The sequence below is a fragment of the Clostridium sp. HMP27 genome (assembly GCF_000765165.1).
Lineage (GTDB): Bacteria > Bacillota > Clostridia > Clostridiales > Clostridiaceae > Clostridium_AK.
Map to the genome: position 1 here is coordinate 18582 of NZ_JMFY01000006.1, position 22902 is coordinate 41483.

Consider the following 22902-nt stretch of genomic DNA (forward strand, 5'->3'; position numbering starts at 1 on the left):
TTTATGATAAACATAAAAAACTTACACAAAAGCTTTGGTAAGAATGAGATTTTAAAGGGTATAGATTTACAGATTAATAAGGGAGAGACAGCGGTTATTATTGGACCATCGGGTTCAGGGAAAACCACTCTATTAAGATGTATAAATTTATTAGAGACTCCAAACGGGGGTGCCATAGCAATTGGGAAAAATGAGGTAATGTTTAGTGGAAATAAAAAGATTTCTACTAGTGAAGTACAAGCGCTAAGAAAACAAACTGGGATGGTATTTCAAGGCTTTTATCTTTTTCCTCATATGACCGTTATAGAAAATATAATGGAGGGACAGGTAACAGTATTGAAGCGTTCAAAGGAAGAGGCTCGTGAAAAAGGTCTTAAGCTTTTACAAAAGGTTGGACTTTTAGAGAAAAAAGATCAGTATCCCTGTGAACTTTCAGGTGGCCAGCAGCAAAGAGTAGCTATTGCCCGTGCCATGGCAATGGAACCTGAAGTTTTGTTATTTGATGAGCCTACTTCTGCATTAGATCCAGAGCTGGCAGCTGAGGTCCTAAAGGTAATGAAAGATCTTTCTAAAGAAGGAATGACTATGGTAGTAGTAACTCATAAAATGAGTTTTGCAAGAGATGCAGCTCATAAGGTTGTATTCATGGAAAATGGGTCAATTGTTGAAGTTGGTACACCAGAGCAGGTTTTTGAAAATACAGGCAATGAGCGCTTGAAGAAGTTTTTGAGTATTATAGATGATTAGGTTGATTAGTGCCACCCACGTGGCAAGTGGCAAGTTAGCAAGTAGATGGCACTTAATTTATGAACTATGGGGGGAAAATGGACAAATTTAAAAAGATAATAAAGAAAAGATCCGCAATATTTTTTATAATATTATTTGCATTTGTCTACGTGAATAACAGCTCTCTGTTTACAAAACAGCGAACAGGAAAACCAACTATACTTGCACATCGTGGGCTTGCACAAACCTTTAGTATGGAGGGAATAACCAATGAAACCAATACAGCTCAGCGCATTCATAAGCCTGAACATCCTTTTTTAGAAAATACAATTTCTTCTATGGAATCAGCTTTTAAATATGGAGCTGATATAGTTGAACTTGATGTTCAGCCAACCAAGGATGGGAAATTTGCTGTTTTTCATGATTGGACACTAGAATATAGAACTGATGGCAAAGGCCTTATAAAAGATTATACAATGGACGATTTGAGATTACTTGACGTTGGGTATAACTACACTGCGGATGGAGGGAAGACATTTCCTTTTCGAGGTAAAGGAACAGGACTTATGCCTTCATTAGATGATGTTCTTACTAAATTCCCAGAAGGTTCTTTTTTGATTCATATTAAAACTGATAAAACAGAAGATGGGCAGCAGCTTGTTCAATATCTTTCTAAGCTACCCAAAGAAAGTTTAAATAAATTGGCTGTATATGGAGGAGACAAACCTATTGCTTTACTACAGAAAGAGTTACCTAATCTTCGAGTTATGTCAAAGGCAACGCTGAAAAAATCACTGATTTCTTATATTGCTATAGGGTGGACAGGGTATGTTCCAAAGGCCTGTAGAAATACTGAATTGCATATACCATTAAAATACGCTCCTATTCTATGGGGATGGGGAGGCCGATTTCTAAATCGAATGGATAGTGTAAATACTCGTGTAATTGTTGTAGGCGGCAGCGGGGAATTTTCTGAAGGATTTGATACTGCCGAAGACTTGAAAAATCTACCGCATAACTATACTGGAGGTATTTGGACAAATCGTGTTGATAAAATAGGTCCATTATTTTACAAATAAAAATTTCTTATATAAGTTTATATGGAATGAGTTAACACTTGCCATATAAGCAGGATTTATAGTACAATAAGTATACTAAATTAGTAGTTTATAAAATGGGTTCAATAGATTTTTATCTGTTGATTAAAAGAGAAGCTGGGTGAAAGTCCCGCACGGTCTCGCCGCTGTAAGAGAATAGTTTTTTCAATATGCCACTGGGAAACTGGGAAGGCTGAAAAAATGTTGACGCTCGAGTCAGAACACCTGCCTGTTTTATATTGCCAAAAACTCTACGAGTAATAGGGGGAGGAAGATTAAAATGACTTATATGCATTTTGGATAGACAGCCCTTTAACTAAACGTTGAAGGGTTATTTGTTTTATGACTTTACAATAATGAGAAAAGAGGAGAATAATATATGAAAATAGCTATTATAGCATGTGAAAACACAAATGGTACATGCTCAACCATGGGATGTTTTAAGGCTTATAATAATAGAAATAAGGCTTTTAGTATTTATGAAAAGGATGAGGATTTGGAAATGATGGCATTTGCTACATGTGATGCTTGTTCCAAAAATTCTGATGAAAATTTATTAAAGACTGCAAAAAAACTTCAAGAATCAGGTGTTAAAAGAATTCATTTAGCGGTTTGTATTATTAAAAAGTGCACGGCTAATAGGGCTCATGAAATAAAACAAATTTTTGAAAATCATAACATAGAAGTAATAGAGGGTACACATTAGTGCCTAGTGCCACCCACGTGACAAGTGGCAAGTTGAGATTTAAGCTATATAAAATTCAATTATTTTATTAAAGGGAACCTTGTAGGGGTTCCCTTAGCTGTAAAATCTTCAGGTTATTAATAGAAATAAATTATTTTTAATGCAACCTAAATTACACTTATTAAGCTAAATCTCTCTTAAATTAAGATAGTTCAACTTACCACTTGCCATAAAGGTATCAACTAGTATAAAATCAAAATAATAGTGCCACCCACGTGGCAAGTGGCAAGTGACAATTTTTAGCTGATTAAATTAATGATACTTTATAGAATTTCTGATTTTATGTATATTTTTTATAAAAGTGTGAATAGTTTAGATAAACCATTTACAGGAGTGAAAGCATATGTCAAGAAAGAATAGAATTATCTATGAAGGAGCAATATATCATATTTATCAGCGAGGAAACAACAAAGAATACATATTTCAAGATGATAATGTAAAATCATTTATCTTAAGATGCTTGAAAAAATATAATATCAAGTTTGACTATGAGATTTTAGCTTATGTAATTATGGATAACCATTATCATTTACTTATGAAAACTAATAAATCTCCAATAAATGAAATAATGTTTTATTTGGACAATTTACTAGGAAAATATATAAAAGGTATATTAAATAGGACTGGTCACGCATTTGATAGTAGATATAAGAGTAAGTTAGTTGATAACAATGCTTATTTAGTATGGCTTTTAAGGTATATACATAGAAATCCAATAAAGGCTGATATATGTGATAGTTTAGAGGATTATCCTTGGAGCAGTCATTATTTTTATAAAAACAACATAAATTCAGGTATCAATGCTAATTTTATATTAAATATCTTAGGGAATAGTAGGGAAGGGGCTTCTAAGCAGTATTTAAAACTTGTTAATTCACCTGGAGATGAAATTGATGAAGATAAAGATTATGAAATTACAAAGGCAGCACTTAATCTTAAAGAAACGCCATTTTCAAATGAGGGCAACGATTTTAGTAATTTTGTAAGACTAAATCGTAAGTCATTAGATGAAGTAATTTCAAAACTAAATATAAATAAATCTGTACTTATGGAGATTAGGAATGGGACCAGGAAACAATGCCTTACCGCAGTAAAAATAATAATTATAAGATGTGCATTAAGTGAATGTTATTCCTTAAGGGAAATAGCAGAATATTTTAATGCGGCACCTTCCACCATAAGTAAGTTAATTTCAAGAAATAAAATAGTGTAACTTGCCACTTGCCATGTGGGTGGCACCTTAGGAGGATCGTGCAATGGATGATAAAAGCTTACAATTAATTAAAAAAGCTGAGGAAACTCATAATTTAAACAAAGAAGAACTGGTTATATTACTTAAAGATAATAGCATAAATGAGGAACTTTTTAGTGCAGCTGATAGAGTTAGAAAGAAGTATGTAGGAGACGATGTGCATTTAAGAGGAATAATTGAGTTTTCAAATACATGTAAACGTAATTGCTTATATTGTGGATTAAGGGCAGCTAATAAAAATGTTGAAAGATATAGATTGATGCCTGATGAAATAATAGAATTAGCAAAAAAAGCAGTAGGTTATGGATACAAAAGTATTGTTATGCAATCTGGAGAAGATGATTACTACACAGTAGACATGCTTGCATCTATAATATCTAATTTAAAGAAAATGGACATAGCGGTTACCTTAAGTTTAGGAGAAAAAACTTTTGAAGAATATAAGGCTTACAAGGAAGCTGGAGCAGATAGATATTTAATTAGAATAGAAACTACAGATGAAAAGCTATATGAAGAGTTAGACCCAGCTATGAGTCATGAAAATAGAAAAAGATGTATTAGAGATTTAAAATCATTAGGATATCAAATAGGAACAGGTAACTTAGTAGGGCTGCCTAACCAAACTATAGAATCTTTGGCAGATGATATATTGTTTTTTAAAGAAATAGATGCAGACATGATAGGACTTGGACCATTTATCCCTAATGAAGATACTCCTTTAAAGGATGCCAAGGGCAGGGAGTTTACAATGAGCTTAAAGGTTATGGCATTAACAAGGCTCCTGTTACCGGATATAAACATACCTGCTACAACAGCTATGGAGACTCTAAATAAAAATGGAAGAATAATAGCGCTTCAAAGTGGTGCCAACGTTGTTATGCCTAATATAACTGAGGGGGACTATAGAAAACTATATGCTCTTTATCCAGGTAAGATATGCATAAATGATACACCAGGTCATTGCTTTAATTGTATTTCAGGAAAGATAAGGTCTATAGGAAGAACGGTTTCAACATCTAAAGGACATAGCCTTAAATCTTTAAGGAAATAAAAGTGCCACCCACATGGTAAGTGGCAAGTTACTTTAACTTGCCACTTGCCATGTGGGTGGCACTATATTTTAATCCATCTGCAGAGCTTATTTTCCAGTATATCAATAATCTTAAATATTAAAAATCCCATTATGCTAAGGGCTAATATTCCGCTAAACATCTCAACATAGTTTACCATTAGCCAGCTATTCATTATAAAGTAACCAATGCCATAGGTTGTTGCAAAATTTTCACCAAAGAATAGCACGGATATGCTCACACCAACACTAATTCTTAAGGCAGTTATTATTTTAGGAAGCACCGCTGGAATTATTAAATGCCTATAAGTTTGAATTTTGTTTAATCCAAGGGAGGTTACGGAATAAAAGAGTTCCTTTGGTATTTCTCGAACTCCATCCCTCGCAGCTACAATGATTTGAAAAATAATTATTATAATTATAAGTACAACCTTAGGGGTGTTACCAAGACCAAATAAAATCATCAGTATTGGCAGAAAAGCTATTTTAGGCAGCGGATATAGTATGTATACTATGGGCGTTATAAGTTCATCGGCTTTCTCACTCATGCCAATCCAAAGTCCAATTAAGCTTCCAAATACTAATGAAATTAAAATTGCTGTAGTTATTCTAGCTAGGCTTACTAGTAGATGAAGGCTTAATGTTCCTGGAAAAATCTCAATAAAGTTCAAAATTGTTTTATAGGGAGAAGGTATTGCCGAAGAACTTACAGTTAAATGAAGTATGTACCAAAATAGCACTACTATAAAGATTCCATATAAAGTTTTGTTGTATATGAACGCTTTAAGTCTAGCCATTTAACCACTTCCTTACCTCAAGACATATTTTATAAAACTCCAAGTTGTTTCTTAAATTTTCATCCCCAAAGTATGGATTATCTATTATATGATTGATCTTTCCATCACCCATAACTATAATCCTTTGTCCAAGGAAAACAGCTTCTTCAATATTGTGGGTTACCATTACTAAAGTGAGATGACTTTCCTTATATATATTTAATATAAGATTTTGAATATGCTCCTTTGTTATAGCATCTAGGGCAGAGGAGGCCTCATCCATAAGAAGCAAATCGGGTTCTAGGGCTAAGGTTCTTCCAATTGCAACTCGTTGCTTTTGTCCACCGCTAAGCTCGCCAGGAAGTTTTTTTGCATATTCATCCATACTTAAGCTTTTTAAAATAGAGGAAACTTTATCAGTAATTTCAGATTTGTTAAAGTCTCTAGATTTTAAAGGAAATGCAATGTTATCCCAAACAGTTTTCCAGGGAAGAAGCCCATAATCTTGAAGAATTAACCCTGTATCTTTTCTTATACCAGTGAGCTCCTGGCCGCCAATAAATATATTACCTGAAGCTGGTTTTATAATTCCCGCTAACGTATATAAAAGTGTAGTCTTTCCGCATCCTGATGGACCAATTACAGCACAAGTAGTATTCTTAGCGATATTTAGAGAAAGCTTATCTAAAGCTTTCTCTTCGCCATAACATACTTCTATGTTTTTTACTTTAATCATTATTTTACGAATTTCCCTTCAACTAAGTCCTCATATTTTAAATCTATTTTTTTCTTTAGTACCTTTTCGTTCCAATTCATAATAGTTTCAAGGTATTCTTTACTAGGTACTCTTGCCTTATTGTATTTTGGTAAAATGATTTTATCTTTAATCTCTGGCTTTAATTTTAACTTTTCTATTAATATTTCTCTTGCTTCAGTATCGTTTTTATTTATGTCCTCAATAGCCTTGTTGTAACCTTCATGAAATAGCTTAACGGCTTTCTCGTTTTCCTTTATAGCTTTTCCTGTAAACACCATTATATCTGGTGAAAATTCATCAGTATTTTGTATTAGTTTTTTGCCAAGTCCATTTAATTCTCCTTGAGAAGCCATTGGCTCAGGAATAACAGCCATATCTAAATTGCCCTTATTAATCATTTCAAGTCTAGCAGGAATTTCATTTATATAAACCTTTTCTATATTGTATTTATCTGCCAAACTTCTATCAGATAAATAGTTGGACACGCTTACTTCCATCATTCCAACCTTGATATCTTTCTTTTCTTCAAATCCTTTTTTTATTAAGAAAGGGAAGGATCCATCTGTGCTTGTTGTAACCTTTATATCAAAACCATTTTGAACATTATTTACTAAAGCAATAACATCTGTCATGGCTCCATCTAATTCACCACTTTGGAGAGCGCTTTGTCTATTCATTGCATTTGTATAAACTTGCACATCTACATCTAATCCAAGTTCTTTGAAATATCCCTTTTTAGCTGCAAGAAATATAGGTGCTGAGTCTACTGCAGGCATAACTCCAACTTTTAATTTTAAATTTTCCTTTGTAGTATCATCACCAGTTTTCTTCGAGCTGCATCCAACTGCAAATGCCATCATAACAGCTAATAGTACTGCTGATAACTTCTTAATATTTTTCATTTTTACATCCCCCATCTGTTTTTGTAGTGCCACCCACATGGCAAGTGGCAAGTTGACGCTAACGTGCCACTTGCCATGTGGGTGGCACTATTTAATTGTAGTACTTTGTTGTTGAGTTTTCAACACGCTCATGTATAATTAAGTGTGTATTGTTAAGCTTATATAAACTTTCGGGAGATGTGATCATGAAATATACAAAGGAATATATTATAAAACTCATAAAGGACTTATGGATTGCGTTAAGACCATTATCTCTTACACTTGCTGTGGCCTCAACCACTTTAGGTATGTTAATGGCTCATAGGGAAGGGAAGTTATTCACAGGAAACCTTAAATTAGATGTACTTAAGATAGTATTAGTTACTATAGGAGGCATGCTTGTACAGGGATGTGCGAACTTAATAAATGATTTTTATGAAGGGTCTTTTAAATATCATAGGCCAGGAGAAAAGACCTATAAATTTTTAAAGTACGAAAGAACTGCCTTTGACCTTTTAGTATTTTCATTTAGCATGTTATGCTTAGCGGGAACTGGGCTCATAGGACTAATACTCATGTATTTAAGCACTCCAAAGCTCATTTATATTGGAATAGCTGGTATTGTAGGTTCTTATGCCTATACTGGAGAACCCTTTGTATATAAGAAAAGGGGACTTGGAGCTATATTGTCCCTTGTACTTATGGGGCCTTTAATGGTATTAGGTTCTTATGTTGTATTTACAAGTGAATATTCTATCACCCCTGTAATAGGTGCACTGCCAGCAGGATTGATGATTCCACTGCTTATGATGTCAAATGAGATAAGAGATTACGAAAGAGATAAAAATCTTGGGATAAGAACACTTACAGTTATACTAGGTATTAAGGCTGGTAAAGCAATTTATGTTTCAATAATAGTTGCAGCATATTTAATGACAACTATATTAGTTATTACAAAGGGCTTACCCATATTAGCATTACTAGTTTATATAACCTTGCCAATAGCTATTAAGGCTTATAAGACGGTTTCTAGACCAAAAACTAGCGGAATACGTGTAACAAATATTCTGCACATAACCTTTAATTTAATAACTATAATTGCATTAATAAAATAGTGCCACCCTCGTGGCAAGTGGCAAGTTACATTAACTTGGCATTTGCCATGTGGGTGGCACTAAAAATTATGTATTATTTCTTTACTTCTTGCTTTCCAGTTATGCTGCTCTTTTCATCCATTTTAAATCCAGCTTTAGCTTCTTCGCTCGCGAAGTATACGTTACCTTCAATTTTAGCATCTACTAATTGGAAGTCCTTTGTTTCAACGTATACGTCACCTTTGAAAGTTCCGCTTTGGATTCTAGCCTGTGGGCTCTTTATAGTTAATTTTGGAGCAGTTAAAGTAAATCTAGCAGTTACAACGTGCTTGTCATCTTGAGTGTAAAGAGCTATTTTACGTTGGATAGCATCCTTACCATCTTTATCTTTTTTACCGTTTTTGAATTCGCCTTCAAGTACAAGGTCCTTGTCAATAGTTAAATCATTTAATGTTGCAATGATCCAAGTACCATCTTTGCTTATAGCTTTTTCGAAAGCTTCTGCCTTGTCCACTATTGAAGCAGTTGTTACAGTGTCAACCTTTTCAGCTGGAGCCTTAGTTTCTGTCTTAGTTTCAGGCTTAGTTGCTGTTTGTTCAGCAGGTCTGCTTCCGCATCCAGCTAATAAAGTAAGTGATAGAGCAAGTGTTGATAATAAAACCTTAATTTTCATTTAAGATCCCCCTATGTATAAAAATTTTTGATACAGATTATATTATAATATAAATTATTCTAAAATAGTATATATTTCGATATTATTTCATAAAAAAGTATGAGGAAATTGATGGGAATGGTGGGTAATTAACGGCAAAGGAGTAAAGAACATATAATTCACTGCAATAACTATGCATAAAAGGTGAAAACCCTACGCAAGCATAGGGTTTAAAGGTAATCTGAATTAATTGATAAATTAAGTTCAGTATTATATAAATTATTTCTTTACTTCCTGCTTTCCAGTTACACTGCTCTTGTCATCCATTTTAAATCCAGCTTTAGCTTCAGCATTAGTGAAATATATATTTCCATCAACTTTGGCATCAACTAATTGGAAGTCTTTAGTTGAAACATAAAGATCCCCTTTAAAAGTTCCATGCTGGATACTAGCATTTGGGCTGTTAATAGTTAACTTTGGAGCGGTTAAAGTAAATCTAGCAGTTACATTACGTTTTTCATCTTGAGTATAAAGAGCTATTTTACGCTGAATTATATCCTTACCATCTTTATCTTTCTTACCATTTTTATATTCACCTTCAAGCACTAAATCTTTATCAGTACTTATATCTTTTACTATAGCAATAATCCAGGTACCATTTGTTCCAATTGCCTTTTGGAAAGCTGCGGCATTATCAACTATTGATGCAGTTGTTACACCATCTGGTTTGCTTCCTTGATTTTGATTTTGGTTTTGTGTTGTATTAGGTGTTTGATTAGTGTTATTTTGTCTAGCGCATCCAACGGATAGAGTAAGTGATAGAACTAGTACTGATAATAAAACCTTAATTTTCATATAAAATCCTCCTTACTACTGATTATTATTAATACAAATATATTATTTGCTAAATTGACAAAAAAACACGTATTTTTGTATTTTTTAATGAAAAGTTACGTTATTATAAAAGGAGATAATTAATAACTAACATTAGTTGTTAGCTGTCCTCTAAATTGCTGAAATTATAAAATTATGCTTAAAACCATAGAGTGAGAAGAACATGCCACTTGCCACGTGGGTGGCACCTTTGTTATTATTAATATAAAAAAAGGGTAAAGGTGAAGAAGTTTTATGAAAAATATTAAAATGTCAAAAATAAAATTATTTAGCTTGCTTTTGATTACCCTAGGAATATTTATATACATAATTAATGGAAGTTTAAATGTAAGTAATACCAGTAAGCCAAGTCCTGTGGCTAAAAATGGTGTGATAGATTTAAGAAATTGGGATTTTGAAAGTGATGGAATGACCAAGTTAAATGGGGAGTGGGAGTTTTATAAAAGTGAATTTTTAGAACCTGAAGACTTTGATAATACACATTTTAAAAAGACCTATGCTACTATTCCAGGAGCCTTGGGGGGAGCTGGATATGGAACCTATAGATTGAAGATTCTTATAGACAGTGATGATTATCTATATTCAGTTAAAATTGACTATATTCAAAACGCATATAAACTTTGGGCAAATAATCATGCAGTAGTATCCGTAGGAGAAGTAGGTAAAAATAAAAATGAAATGAAGCCACAAATGCTGCCCAAAGCAGGTTCCTTTTATACAAAAAATGGAGAAGTATATTTGACCCTTCAAGTTAGTAACTTTTACTCGGAATTTGGGTTCATAGATACTATATTAATGGGGGAAGCTTCAAAAATAGATACTTATAAGGAAAAAAAGCAAGCCCTTGATTTATTCCTTTTTGGAAGCAGTGTTTTAGCTGCAATTTATAACTTGGCAGTATTTTCTAAAAGGAAAAAGAATAAAGCGCCTTTATATTTTGCAATAGTTTGTATTTTAATTGCTATTAGAACAATATTTTTAGGAGAGAGATTTGTTATTTCTATATTTCCTAACTTTAGTTATATACAGGCAGTAAGAATAATGATTTGGACATTTTATTTATATATGCCCTTCATTGTATTATTTATTGACAAGAGCTATGGAGGGATACTTTCAAAAAAAGTTGTGAAATTTTCAAATTTTACAGCTCTGTTATATTTTTTTCTAGTACTTATAATTCCAGCAGATCATTATATGCAATTACTAGTTCCTTTTGAAGCATTGGCCTTATCGCTAATAATTTATATGATGTGTAAAATATGTAAAGTATATATTAATGTAGAAACCAATGATTATATTACTGTAATAGGCCTTTTTGCACTATTTATAACAAGAATAAATGATATTTTATATGAGTACAGCATAATTATAACCAATTCATTTGCACCACTAGGAGTGTTTATATTTATAGTGGCTAATTACTATGTTTTAGCAGAAAGGCAAGCTAGAGCTCTTTCAAGATCAGAAGACATAGGTGAAAAGCTAAAATCTTTAAATAATTTAAAAGATGATTTTTTAGCTGTAACATCCCATGAACTTAAAACGCCGCTAAATGGGATAATCGGTTTATCTGAAAGCCTTGCTACGGCAGCTAAAGACCATATGACTGAAGATGAAAAGTATAACTTGTCTTTAATTAAATCAAGTGCAATAAGACTATCTAACTTAGTTAATGATATTATAGTGTTTTCTAAACTTAAAAATAACGAAATAACATTACAAAAGAAGCCAGTAAAAATTAACAAACTACTAGAAATGGTAATAAAATTTTGCGAGCTATCAGCAAATAATAAATCTGTTCAGTTGGTTAATTTGGTAGATGAGGGAGCCCCTTATGTTGATGGAGATGAAGATAGGATACAGCAGATTTTTTATAATTTAATTGGGAATGCAATTAAATTCACACATGAGGGTCAAATAATAGCATCTTACAGCATAAAAGAAAATTATATAGAAGTATCTATAGAGGATACTGGAATTGGGATACCAAAAGAAAGACTTAATACAATCTTTAATATATATGAACAGGGTGAGGGAATTTCTGAAAAGTATGGGGGTACGGGATTAGGACTTTACATAACGAAGAAATTAATTAAGCTTCATGGTGGAGATATAAAGGTTAAATCTTCTACAGGAAAAGGGACTAAGTTTACATTTAGTTTGCCACTGAGTTCTGAAGAAGAAGTTAATAATACTTGTGACGATTCAAAGGATATATTAAAAGAATTAAATTATGAGCCTTTAAATCTTATATCAGATGATAGGTCTAGTGGATTAAGTAGGAATTTAAGAACTAGGGTTAGTAAAATCTATAAAATACTTATAGTAGATGATGAATATGTGAATCAAAGAGTGCTGGAAGGATATCTTTCACATCCTAGTCAGCTTATACTAAAGGCTTCAACAGGAAAACAGGCATTAGAAATTATGGAAAAAAATGAAGACTTAGATTTAGTTATTATTGATATGATGATTCCAGATTTGTTAGGTTATGAGATATGCAATATAATTAGAAAAAAATATTCAATTTTTCAGCTGCCTATACTTATTATGACGGCAGATAATAGACCGGAAAATTTAGTGATATCCTTTGAAAGTGGTGCTAATGACTACCTCGGAAAGCCATTTAATAAATATGAGCTGTTATCAAGAGTAAATACTTTGCTAACGTTAAAGGATTCAGTAGAAGAGGCGTTGTCACTTGCAAAGAAGGTATCAGTGGCTAATGAGAGAATTGAAACACTTAATGTTAAAAATCATGAAAGTACTAAAAAAGTAGAAGAGCTTATGGAATATGATAAGGTAAAAACAGAGTTTTTTGCAAACATGTCCCATGAACTTAAAACTCCGTTAAATGTCATAAGCAGCACGGTACAGCTGCTAAGGTCTTTAGATGAATCAAAAAACTTGGCCGATGATAGAATTCAATATTATTTTACTATAATGAATCAAAATTCATTAAGACTTCTTAGATTGATTAATAATATAATTGATACCACAAAGATAAATGGGGGATACTTAAATCTTAATTTAACTAACGATAATATAGTATATGTGGTTGAGGAACTGGTGCAATCAGTTGCAGATTTTGTTCAGTCAAAAGGAATAAATATAATCTTTGATACAGAAGTAGAGGAGAAGATTATCGCATTTGATGAAGAAAAGATTGAAAGGATTATATTAAATCTTTTATCCAATGCAGTAAAGTTTACAGACTCAAAAGGAAGTATATTTATTAATATTTATGATAAGGGCGAGTTTGTAGAAATATCTATAAGAGATACAGGAATAGGTATACCAGGGGATAAGTTAGATTTTATTTTTAAGAGATTTGCTCAAATTGACAAGTCTATAACTAGAAAAAAAGAAGGAAGTGGGATAGGTCTTGCTCTTGTAAAATCCCTTGTTGAAATACAGGGGGGAACTATTAGTGTAAAAAGTGAACTAGGTAAGGGCAGTGAGTTTACTATAACTCTTCCTGTGAAAGTAGTGAATGTTGAAGAGATAGAAAATAATGTAGTAAGTGAAGAATCCTCTGAATCAAAATATAAAGAAAAATTGGCAACGGAGTTTTCTGATATATACTAAAATAAAGTGCCACCCCCATGGCAAGTGGCAAGTGTGAAAAATAGGGATGGTTAGCAATTATTTATTATTAATAGTTGTTAGCCGTCCCTTAAACTTTTATAAGCTTTCTAATTAAAAGCTATTTCTTTAATTCTTGTTTTCCTATTATTTTGCTTGCGCTATCCATTTTAAATGTTGATTTAGCTTCATTATTAGTAAAATATACATTTCCGTCAACTTTAGCATCAATTAATTGAAAGTCTTTAGAGGAAACATAGAGATCTCCTTTAAAAGTTCCATGTTGAATACTAGCTTTTGGGCTGTTGATGGTAAATTTTGGTGCAGTTAAAGTAAATCTATTAGTCACATTACGATTTTCATCTTGAGTGTACAGAGCTACTTTACGTTGAACAATATCCTTGCCATCTTTATCTTTTTTACCGTTTTTAAATTCACCATCAAGTACTAACTCTTTATCAATAGTTAAATCTTTTACTATAGCAATAATCCAAGTGCCTTTGTTGCTAATTGCCTTTTCAAAAGCAGTGGCATTGTCTACTACAGATGCAGTTGTTACAACGTCGGTCTTATTTTCTTGAGCCTTGCCTTGGTCTTGTGCTTGAAGAGGTGTTTGATATTGAGCTTGAGAGTTGGTTTGATTTTTGGTTGTTCCTGGCACTGGTGTAGGATTGATATTTCTAGCACATCCAAAAGATAGTATAGTGAACATAAATAATATTAATGAGATTAATTTTAATTTCATTTAAAATCCTCCTTGTCTTTAAATAATTATTACATTAAATACAGTATTACCGAAAATATAATAATTAACACATAATTAAAAACAAGAGACGGCAAACAGCTATAATTAAAATATAAGCTAAATTATTAGAAGTTTAAGATATAAATAGGGGTTTATTGGCTAAAATAAATAATGATGTATAATTAATATAAAATATAGAGGTTAGGAATATTTTCATATATAATAGAGATATTATAAAATTTTAATATATCATCATACTAAACATTAAAAATACAATGAGAATTCGGGGTGACAATAAAATGAGATTACCAAACCATATTGGAATAATTCCTGATGGTAATAGAAGATGGGCAGTTGCTAACGGAATGCCTAAAGATAAGGGATATGAAATAGGAATTGATCCGGGGCTAGCTAGCTTTAAGTTGTGCCAGGAAGCTGGAATTAAGGAAATCACATACTATGGATTTACCATAGATAATACAAAAAGGCCAAGTGAACAAAAGAAGGCCTTTACAGATGCATGTATTGAATCCGTAAACCTAATTACAAAGGAAGATGCAGAAATATTAGTGGTTGGAAATACAGATTCACCAGCCTTTCCAAAGGAGCTAGAATCCTTCACCACTAGAAGAACCTTTGGTAAGGGAGGAATTAGAGTTAATTTCCTAATAAATTATGGCTGGCAATGGGATTTAAATGAGCTAAAGACAGCTGATTCATCTAAAAAGAATATTATAAATAATATAAAGTCTCATGATATATCAAGAATAGATCTTATTATACGATGGGGAGGAAGAAGAAGATTAAGCGGACTGCTTCCGGTTCAATCTGTATATTCAGACTTTTATGTAATAGATGACTATTGGCCAGATTTCAAGCCTAATCATTTTTCAGAGGCTCTAGAGTGGTATGATAAACAAGACGTAACGCTTGGTGGCTAAATAGAAGGAAAGTGCCACCCACATGACAAGTGGCAAGTTAGTGTAACTTGCCACTTGCCACGTGGGTGGCACTATTTTGGATAGATTTATTTAGGAAACAAATAATAAATAAGTAGTTAATGAGGTTACAAACAACTTAAGAGAGGTGAAAAGCATGAGAAGCATGAGAAATGATAATCCTAATCATAAGGCTTATTCCATAAGAAAAGTTGAAGATAACTTAAGCAGCATGCCAGAGCATATAACACAAGGTTCAGATGTAGGGAGTGAACCATTTCCTTTTACAGAGGAAGACAATAAAATGAGAGAACAATATCAGTTTGGTGAGGTTATGGGAAGTAACGAGAAACTTTAAAGTAGGAACGGTTAACAACTATTTACTAGATTTAATTGTTGTTAACCGTTTTTATAATTTATAATTTATATATAAAAAGAGTGAAGTAGGTAAGGAGAAATAAACATGAGCATAAAATCTATACATCATGTATGTATTCAAACAGAAAGTTACAAGGAATCATTAAAATTTTATACAGAGATACTAGGTTTTGAAATAGTTCAAGAGACCCCAGATTTTCATACTAGAGATTTTAATACTTGGATAAAGCTAGGATCCTTTATGATTGAACTTCAAACTGCAAAAAAGGGAGATAAGCTAAATAAATGGAATTCATTAAACGAAGGAATAGTACACATGTGCTTTTTAGTAGATAACGTTCAAGAAGAATATAATAGAATAAAGGGACTTGGATACAATAATTTTAAATTAAAAAATGGCAGTGAGATATACAAAGTTGAAAATGGGTATTTATTTAAGCTAAAGGCCCCAGAAGGAACCGAAATAGAAATGAGAGATGAAGAAAAAATATAAAAGTGCCACCCACGTGGCAAGTGGCAAGTTAATATAACTTGCCATTTGCCATGTGGGTGGCACTTTTTTTGTGAATCCTTCATATATTTTAGTGATATGACTAATTGGAGGGATTTAGTAAATGTATTACCCCTTTAAATTTAGGGAGGTTTACAAGAATTATATTTGGGGTGGGAGAAATCTGGAGTTCTTGGGAAAGGTTTTGCCAGAAGGAAAGGTTTCCGAAAGCTGGGAAGCTTCTTGCCATGAGGATGGACTTAGTGTCATAGATAATGGAGAGTTTAGTGGAAAAACGCTATATGAGGTTATACAGGAAAAAGGTTCAGAAATTTTGGGGGAAGATATATATAAAGCATATAAAGATAAATTCCCCATACTTATAAAGTTTATTGATGCTAATGATAAGCTCTCTGTTCAAGTGCATCCTGATGATGAATATGCAAAAAAATACGAGAATAATTCCTTAGGTAAAAATGAAATGTGGTATATAATTGCTGCAAAGCCTGGATCAAAGCTTATATGTGGGTTAAGGGATAGTATAGACAAAGAAAAGTTTAAGAAAGCTTGTGATGAAGAAAGGGTAGAGGAGTGCCTAAATTATATAGAAGTAACTAAAGGAGATATAATAAATATACCTTCAGGAACGGTACATGCTATTGGGGAAGGACTTTTAATTGCAGAAATTCAGCAAAGTTCAAATATAACTTACAGAATATATGACTATAATAGAAAAGATATTAATGGAAGTAAAAGAGAGCTTCATCTAAATAAGGCACTAGAAGTTATAAATTTTAGCCAAACAAGTAATGAATCAGGTAATAAACAAATCTGTAAAGAAAAATACAAAGGAATGAGACTAACTGAAAATGCCGGCCTATCTGTAATAAATTCTATTGAAAATAAAGTAAGTGAAGAATTAATCAAAGATGAAAACACGACTATAACATACATGGCCTTAAATAAATACTTTTGTGTAAAGCTTTATGAAACGTCTTGTGGATTTAAGGAAAGTACAAAAGGAGAAAAGTTTCATATATATACTTTTCTCGAAGGTGAAGGCACTATAATTTATAGTAAATCTCAGAAGAAACTATCTTCACAGGATGAAGAAACATTATCCCTTGAAAATAAGGAAGGATTGATAACTAATAAAGCTGAAGAAACATTTTCTAAGGGACAAACGGTATTTATACCTGCATCCTTAGGAGAATATGAATTAAAAGGGAGCTTCAAAGCATTAAATATATATTTGGAAAATGAACAAAACTTAAAAATGCAATTGGATTATTTAAGAAAAAGCGGATATAATTTAGATGAAATCATCAAATAAAAATATAAATAGCAAACAATAAGTAATAATTGGTAGAGAATTCAGTTATTGCTAGATTCTAATCTTAGCTATTATTTATACTTAAACAAAAGCGGAGGATATTATGAGTGAGTTTTTTACAAATTCTATGAATATAGCAAAGGAAATATGCAGGTTAAAGATTAAGAATGGAGACAAGGTGGTAGATGCAACCATGGGAAAAGGCAGTGATACCTTGTTTTTAGCAGGTCTTGTAGGGGAAGAGGGAGAGGTATACTCCTTTGACATACAAAGTGAAGCTATACAGGCCACAAAGGAAAAGCTCCAAAATAATAATATAAAGACTAAAGTAAATTTAATATTAGATGGGCACGAAAATATAGATAAATATGTAGAAGGTGGAGTGAAAATAGTTATGTTTAACTTAGGATATCTACCTTCTTTTTCCCATAGCATTACAACGAAAGCACACACCACAATCGAAGCAGTACAAAAATCCCTGGAGCTTTTAGTACCTAAGGGAGTGGTAATGCTTGTAATATACCATGGACATGAAAATGGGAAAGCTGAAAAGGAAGCCTTAGAAAATTATACAAAAACATTAAATCAAAAGGAGTATAATGTGGTGCAATTAGAGTTTACAAACCAAATAAATTATCCGCCACGATTACTTATTATAGAAAAAAGATAAGAAGTTTTAAGGACAAAAATTAAAGAAATAATATTTTGGTTAAAATTCAAGGAGTTTTTTTATTTGTGTAGAATATATCATATAAACATCAATGATTGTCAAAAAATGCAGAAAAATTGTTAATATATAATGTATTACCTATGATAAAGCACTTGGAGGTCATAGCATGGCTAAATATAAACTTGAAAAATTGGTGGATATGGAAAAACTTCAAAAATTAATGGATAAATTTTATAATATTACAGGGCTTCCCCACGGGGTACTGAATTTAGAAGGAAAATTGCTAATAAGTACAAGGTGGCAAATGGTATGTAAAAGATTTCATAGCGAAATACCTAATTCTCAGGAACACTGTATCACAGGATTTATGAAAAATAGAGAAGTAGAAAGAGGAGAAGATTATATTCTTAATCAGTGTAAAAATGGCCTCATGAGTGCATTTATTCCTATTGAAATAGATGGAGAGGTTATTGCAAACTTTGTTATCGGTCAATTTTTTATAGAAGAGCCCAATTTAGAGATGTTTAAAAGCCAAGCTAAAAGGCTTGAGATGGATGAAAAGGCTTATTTGGAAAGCATAAAAAGTGTACCTATAGTAGAGAAAGAACGACTTGAAGATATAATTTCTTATTATAAAAGTCTTGCAAAGATATTTGCAGAAATGGGATTAAGTAAGATTAAGGAAATCCAATTGAGAAATCAGGTGGAAGTTTGTAATAGGCAGCTACAAGAAGAATTAAAACAGCGGAATGTAGAGCTTCAGCAAAATAATAATCAACTATTAGAAGAACAAGAAAGAATAAGGCAAGTGAAAGAAGCTTTAAGGGAAAGTGAAGAACAATATAAAAGGCTTGTAGAGTTGCTGCCTATAGGAGTATACATAAGAGATAAGGAAAGATATCTATATTGCAATCAAGCAGGAGCTAGGCTACTGGGGGCCAAGGAATCTCATGAGGTAATAGGAAACAAAGTAAGCGATTTTTTAAAATTTACGAAAAACCAAGAGCAGCAGTTTCAAAAGGATTATGAGGATGTAATACAAAGCAACGAAAAACCCTTTAGTCAATGTAGGTTTCTTAGAGTCAAGGACAAGAAATATATATACTTAGAAGGAATTGGAGCTAGGTGTCCTTACAATGGAGAAAACCACATGCTTATAGTATCTCAGGATATTTCAGATAGAAGGGCAAAGGAAAGGCTGCGTACAACTGTGGCTGAAAAAACTCGCCAGCTAAATGAAGCGGTGGCATACGAAAAGTTAAGAACAGACTTCTTTGCAAATCTATCTCATGAACTAAGAACTCCTTTAAATATAATACTAACATCTCTTCAAGTAACTAATATAATATTAGAGGACATGAATATAACTGATAAAAGTGATAACATACAAAAGCTTTTTAGATATAAGGATTTGATTAAGCAAAATTCTTACAGGCTTATAAGACTTGTAAATAATTTGATAGATATAACCAAAATTGATGCAGGATACTTTCAACTTTTCCCTAAGAACTGCAATATGGTAAGTCTTATTGAGGATATAACATTATCTGTAACGGAATATGGGAAAAACAAAGATATAAATATTATATTTGATACCAATGTAGAAGAAAAGATAATGGCTTGTGATGAGGATAAAGTCGAGAGAATAATACTTAATTTACTTTCTAACTCCCTAAAATTTACTCCTAAGGGTGGAGAGATAAAAGTGAATTTTGAAGATCAAGATAAGTACGTACTAATATCCGTAGAGGACAATGGTATAGGAATACCAAATGATAAATTAGAGTCCATATTTGATAGATTTGTACAAGTGGATAAATCCTTATCAAGGAACAATGAAGGTAGTGGCATAGGGTTATCTCTTATAAGATCTCTAGTAGAACTCCATGGAGGGAAAATATGGGCTCGCAGTAACTGGGGAGATGGTTCTAAATTCTTTGTTAAACTTCCTGTAAAAGTACTTTCTCAGGATGAAAATAAAAATATGGATATACCTTCAGGTACAAATAAGGCAGAAAAGATAAATATAGAGTTTTCAGATATATATTTTAGCTAATGACATAAATAAAAAAGTCAGCCCGAGGGCTGACTTTTTACTTTTCGCAGCAGTTTTTATATTTCTTACCGCTACCACATAGACAAGCTTCGTTTCTTCCTATTTTTTCAGGAGTAACTAGTGTTTTAGATGGGCTGTACTTAAGCTTAAGCCCTGCAAGCTTTTCTTTTGGTAAAATTACATTCCATTCAGGAATATTTGATAACTCTTCAGCTTCAGCTTCTGCTAAGTTTATGTATAATTTCTCAAAGTCTATATCAAGTGATATTTCTGTATCCTCTTCTATGTCTTCTAAATTTAGAGGAGTTTTTAAAGCCGTATTTAATCCATCAACTACTCCAATGAATAATGCAGGAGATGTATTAAATTCTTTAGATAAATCAACAACTTGTCCATTAAAAACGTTTTTATGGTTAATAAGAATTTTTTTAATTATATCTTCTTCAACATTTACGTATTCACCCCAAAAGGCATCTTCCCCCTGAGTTTGAACAAAGTATACAACTAGATCTTTCCACTTACTGTATAACCCCATATTTTATTTCTCCTTTATAATAAATTAACTATGTAGCTTTAATTATAATAAAAAAACAATATATTTTCAACTTAAGACAATATATTTCCAGTTTTTATATAAGAAAAGAATATAATGGGTAACTTTAACGATTATTTAGTCGTATTAAATATATATGTGATAGTAATAAAAATGGCTTTCAAGTTGAACTTGACGAGGGTGAAGCATAGGAGCATAAGGGAAATGTATTAAAGTTGTAACCAGATTGTGACAATTAAATATTAAAATAAAATATGTACATAATTCACATATAGTGCATATTTGGCAAAATTTAATAAATACTTAATAATTAGTTAATAAATAATATATGAATAGAAGTTATTATTTAACTAATGATTGCTAACCATCCTCAAAAGGTAATTATAGGTGATAACCGTCCCCAAGGTTTCCAGTGTTAGAAATAGTTGACAAATAATTGCCAATAATTGATAATTAAAAAGAATTTATGAGAATGAATACTTAAAATTTATCATTAGGGGACGGTGACTCAAAGGATGAAGTTGCATGAAGAAAATCTGAATATTAATAAAGATGCTGGAAATACAAAAGGCAATAAGAAGAGAATTTTAGAAATGGATGTATGTAGAGCACTTGCTACTATAGCAGTAATTGTAATTCATACATCAGCTTATACTTTGTCAGGAGTTAAGGATAAAGGCAGTGAACTTTATTATATTACCTTAATAGTAAATCAACTTGCTAGATTTTCTGTGCCTGCATTCGTATTTATATCAGGAGTTGGATTGGCGCTTAGTTATAAAAAAAATACTAATTACTTTAAGTTTGAGTTTAAAAGACTCTCATCTGTAATACCAGAATATTTAATATGGTGTTTTATTTACTTATATATAATAAGCGGTAATAAGAACTTTGGTACATGGCCTTCGCTTATATTAAGCGGAGATAAAGCATACTATCATTTCTATTTTGTTCCTATGATAGTAAAGCTTTATATATTATTTCCGATACTTTATATTGTGATGAAGAAAAAAATGGGACTTTTAGTTTCCTTCTTAATAACAGCAGGAATTTTAACTACAGGTCACTATTACAATATCCCAAATTTAACCTTAGATTTTTATTCCAAAAGGAATATATTATTTTGGATATTTTATTTCTCATTAGGCATATATACAAGTGGGAGGTTATATACATATATAGGTAAGCTTAAAGGATACAAAAAATTCACAACTCTATTATTTATAATCTGCACTGCTTTAATAATAATGGAAGCTATACAGGGGCTGGTGCAGAGTAAACCAATAGATTATTATACAACTTTTTTAAGGCCTTCTATAATAGGATATTCATTAAGTGTGATTATACTTATTTTTTCAATGACATATAGGAATAACTTACCATTTAAGTTTTTAAAGTCTATATCCGATAAATCTTATGTAATGTATTTGTCACATCCTTCAATACTTTACTATTATATGAATTGGATGAAGGAAGTGGATTTGCCATTAGAAAGCGGCTTCTTTCTGATATCATCTACTATAATTTGTATTTCCGGTACATTACTCATAGGAATGATAGTAGAAAGAATTAAATTGTTAATTACTAGAAACAGCTATTAAATTATTAGTCTATTTTTAGTTAATAACTATTTAAGCCTTGAAAATTGCAATATTATAATAGATAGGTTTCAAAAGTCTGCAAAAGTGACATATTATATTTACATTTGTTGGAATTGAGTTCCTTTGAAAAAGGGGAGAAGTAATGTTATTTAGAGCTTTAGTCATTGAAACTTATAAGTATAAAAATATTTAATATTTAAAATTTGTTAAAAACTAAAGAAGGATTTTCTAACAATATGTAGAATAATATAGGCGATAAGTAAAATTTAATCAGAAATACCTGGAGCCATTTACCATAAATTACAAAATAAAAGGTATAGAAAAAAGGTAAATATTGATGTATAATGGGAAATGAGGTTAATAATAGTAAAAAAAGAAATTTTTTATAAAAAAGTAATATATGACGAACTAATGCACTCAAGATTACGTACATATATTATGAAAAAATAAAAAATTGGTTATCTATTAAAAAAAATGAATGATTGGTATAGAAATGCAAAATAAACTATGCTATAATAAACCTTAAGTCAATTGGAATAATTAACCTTTATAATTTACAATAGTTACATTAGTTAGTAAAATATTTAAATATATTTTAACATATAAACAA

21 protein-coding genes and 1 riboswitch are annotated in these 22902 nt (G+C 31.6%); of the genes, 14 read left to right on the forward strand and 7 right to left on the reverse strand.

Translation table 11 applies throughout. From position 1 onward, the window contains the following. The first annotated feature begins 3 nt into the window (after positions 1 to 3). The 5 genes from DP68_RS03395 to hydE all read left to right on the forward strand — a co-directional run bounded on the left by DP68_RS03395 (position 4) and on the right by hydE (position 4871). Positions 4 to 747, forward strand: a complete 744-nt coding sequence (locus tag DP68_RS03395; RefSeq protein WP_035306133.1) for an amino acid ABC transporter ATP-binding protein — start codon at positions 4 to 6, stop codon at positions 745 to 747. A gap of 77 nt (positions 748 to 824) precedes the next feature. Further along, complete coding sequence (locus DP68_RS03400) at positions 825 to 1805, forward strand: glycerophosphodiester phosphodiesterase family protein (protein WP_035306137.1); 981 nt, start codon at positions 825 to 827, stop codon at positions 1803 to 1805. Positions 1806 to 1885: 80 nt separating this feature from the next. Next, positions 1886 to 2071: riboswitch (cobalamin riboswitch) on the forward strand. A 131-nt stretch (positions 2072 to 2202) separates the two neighbouring features. Then, positions 2203 to 2529 carry a CGGC domain-containing protein gene (locus DP68_RS03405; protein WP_035306140.1) on the forward strand — a complete coding sequence of 109 codons (327 nt, stop codon included), beginning with the start codon at positions 2203 to 2205 and terminating at the stop codon, positions 2527 to 2529. Between the two features lie 382 nt (positions 2530 to 2911). Next, positions 2912 to 3781 carry a transposase gene (locus DP68_RS03410; RefSeq protein ID WP_035306143.1) on the forward strand — a complete coding sequence of 290 codons (870 nt, stop codon included), beginning with the start codon at positions 2912 to 2914 and terminating at the stop codon, positions 3779 to 3781. Between the two features lie 43 nt (positions 3782 to 3824). Next, positions 3825 to 4871: a [FeFe] hydrogenase H-cluster radical SAM maturase HydE gene (gene hydE / locus DP68_RS03415; RefSeq protein WP_035306145.1), complete on the forward strand. Its 1047-nt coding sequence runs from the start codon at positions 3825 to 3827 to the stop codon at positions 4869 to 4871. 62 nt (positions 4872 to 4933) lie between these two features. Here hydE and DP68_RS03420 read toward each other — a convergent pair whose 3' ends face one another. From DP68_RS03420 to DP68_RS03430, 3 genes are read right to left on the reverse strand one after another with little or no spacing between them, the layout of a single operon-like run. Beyond that, a complete protein-coding gene (locus tag DP68_RS03420; protein WP_035306148.1) occupies positions 4934 to 5686 on the reverse strand; it encodes an ABC transporter permease in 753 nt (250 codons plus the stop codon). Further along, positions 5679 to 6401 carry an ABC transporter ATP-binding protein gene (locus tag DP68_RS03425; protein WP_035306152.1) on the reverse strand — a complete coding sequence of 241 codons (723 nt, stop codon included), beginning with the start codon at positions 6399 to 6401 and terminating at the stop codon, positions 5679 to 5681. Before DP68_RS03425 ends, DP68_RS03420 begins: the two co-directional genes overlap by 8 nt. Further along, entirely contained in the window at positions 6401 to 7324 is a 924-nt protein-coding gene (locus tag DP68_RS03430) for an ABC transporter substrate-binding protein (RefSeq protein WP_035306155.1), read from the reverse strand. Before DP68_RS03430 ends, DP68_RS03425 begins: the two co-directional genes overlap by 1 nt. Positions 7325 to 7509: 185 nt before the next feature. Here DP68_RS03430 and DP68_RS03435 point away from each other — a divergent pair, with 185 nt between their 5' ends. Further along, a complete protein-coding gene (locus DP68_RS03435) occupies positions 7510 to 8418 on the forward strand; it encodes a prenyltransferase (protein ID WP_035306158.1) in 909 nt (302 codons plus the stop codon). 73 nt (positions 8419 to 8491) lie between these two features. On the opposite strand, the gene DP68_RS03440 is transcribed toward DP68_RS03435, so the two are convergent. Beyond that, a complete protein-coding gene (locus tag DP68_RS03440) occupies positions 8492 to 9070 on the reverse strand; it encodes a hypothetical protein (RefSeq protein WP_035306161.1) in 579 nt (192 codons plus the stop codon). A 258-nt stretch (positions 9071 to 9328) separates the two neighbouring features. Beyond that, positions 9329 to 9904 (reverse strand): hypothetical protein, encoded by a 576-nt coding sequence (locus tag DP68_RS03445; protein WP_035306164.1) that lies wholly within the window; start codon positions 9902 to 9904, stop codon positions 9329 to 9331. 273 nt (positions 9905 to 10177) lie between these two features. Between DP68_RS03445 and DP68_RS03450 the strand changes: the two genes are divergently transcribed. Beyond that, positions 10178 to 13531 carry an ATP-binding protein gene (locus DP68_RS03450; protein ID WP_035306166.1) on the forward strand — a complete coding sequence of 1118 codons (3354 nt, stop codon included), beginning with the start codon at positions 10178 to 10180 and terminating at the stop codon, positions 13529 to 13531. A 118-nt stretch (positions 13532 to 13649) separates the two neighbouring features. Here DP68_RS03450 and DP68_RS03455 read toward each other — a convergent pair whose 3' ends face one another. Next, a complete protein-coding gene (locus tag DP68_RS03455) occupies positions 13650 to 14273 on the reverse strand; it encodes a hypothetical protein (RefSeq protein ID WP_035306169.1) in 624 nt (207 codons plus the stop codon). A gap of 299 nt (positions 14274 to 14572) precedes the next feature. Between DP68_RS03455 and DP68_RS03460 the strand changes: the two genes are divergently transcribed. The 6 genes from DP68_RS03460 (at position 14573) to DP68_RS03485 (ending at position 20138) form a co-directional block, all read left to right on the forward strand. After that, a complete protein-coding gene (locus DP68_RS03460; RefSeq protein WP_035306171.1) occupies positions 14573 to 15214 on the forward strand; it encodes an undecaprenyl diphosphate synthase family protein in 642 nt (213 codons plus the stop codon). Positions 15215 to 15368: 154 nt separating this feature from the next. Beyond that, positions 15369 to 15569 carry a hypothetical protein gene (locus DP68_RS03465; protein ID WP_035306173.1) on the forward strand — a complete coding sequence of 67 codons (201 nt, stop codon included), beginning with the start codon at positions 15369 to 15371 and terminating at the stop codon, positions 15567 to 15569. A gap of 105 nt (positions 15570 to 15674) precedes the next feature. Next, the gene (locus DP68_RS03470; RefSeq protein WP_035306176.1) at positions 15675 to 16082 is read left to right on the forward strand and encodes a VOC family protein; all 408 of its coding nucleotides are present in this window, start codon (positions 15675 to 15677) and stop codon (positions 16080 to 16082) included. Between the two features lie 121 nt (positions 16083 to 16203). Next, positions 16204 to 17412 carry a type I phosphomannose isomerase catalytic subunit gene (locus DP68_RS03475; protein WP_035306178.1) on the forward strand — a complete coding sequence of 403 codons (1209 nt, stop codon included), beginning with the start codon at positions 16204 to 16206 and terminating at the stop codon, positions 17410 to 17412. Between the two features lie 103 nt (positions 17413 to 17515). Further along, positions 17516 to 18082, forward strand: coding sequence for a class I SAM-dependent methyltransferase (locus tag DP68_RS03480; RefSeq protein WP_035306180.1), 567 nt, complete (start codon positions 17516 to 17518; stop codon positions 18080 to 18082). 166 nt (positions 18083 to 18248) lie between these two features. Next, entirely contained in the window at positions 18249 to 20138 is a 1890-nt protein-coding gene (locus DP68_RS03485; protein WP_052085619.1) for a PocR ligand-binding domain-containing protein, read from the forward strand. Between the two features lie 37 nt (positions 20139 to 20175). Here DP68_RS03485 and DP68_RS03490 read toward each other — a convergent pair whose 3' ends face one another. Then, the gene (locus DP68_RS03490; RefSeq protein ID WP_035306182.1) at positions 20176 to 20673 is read right to left on the reverse strand and encodes an SEC-C metal-binding domain-containing protein; all 498 of its coding nucleotides are present in this window, start codon (positions 20671 to 20673) and stop codon (positions 20176 to 20178) included. Positions 20674 to 21206: 533 nt separating this feature from the next. Here DP68_RS03490 and DP68_RS03495 point away from each other — a divergent pair. After that, a complete protein-coding gene (locus DP68_RS03495; RefSeq protein ID WP_052085620.1) occupies positions 21207 to 22292 on the forward strand; it encodes an acyltransferase in 1086 nt (361 codons plus the stop codon). Positions 22293 to 22902: the final 610 nt, after the last annotated feature.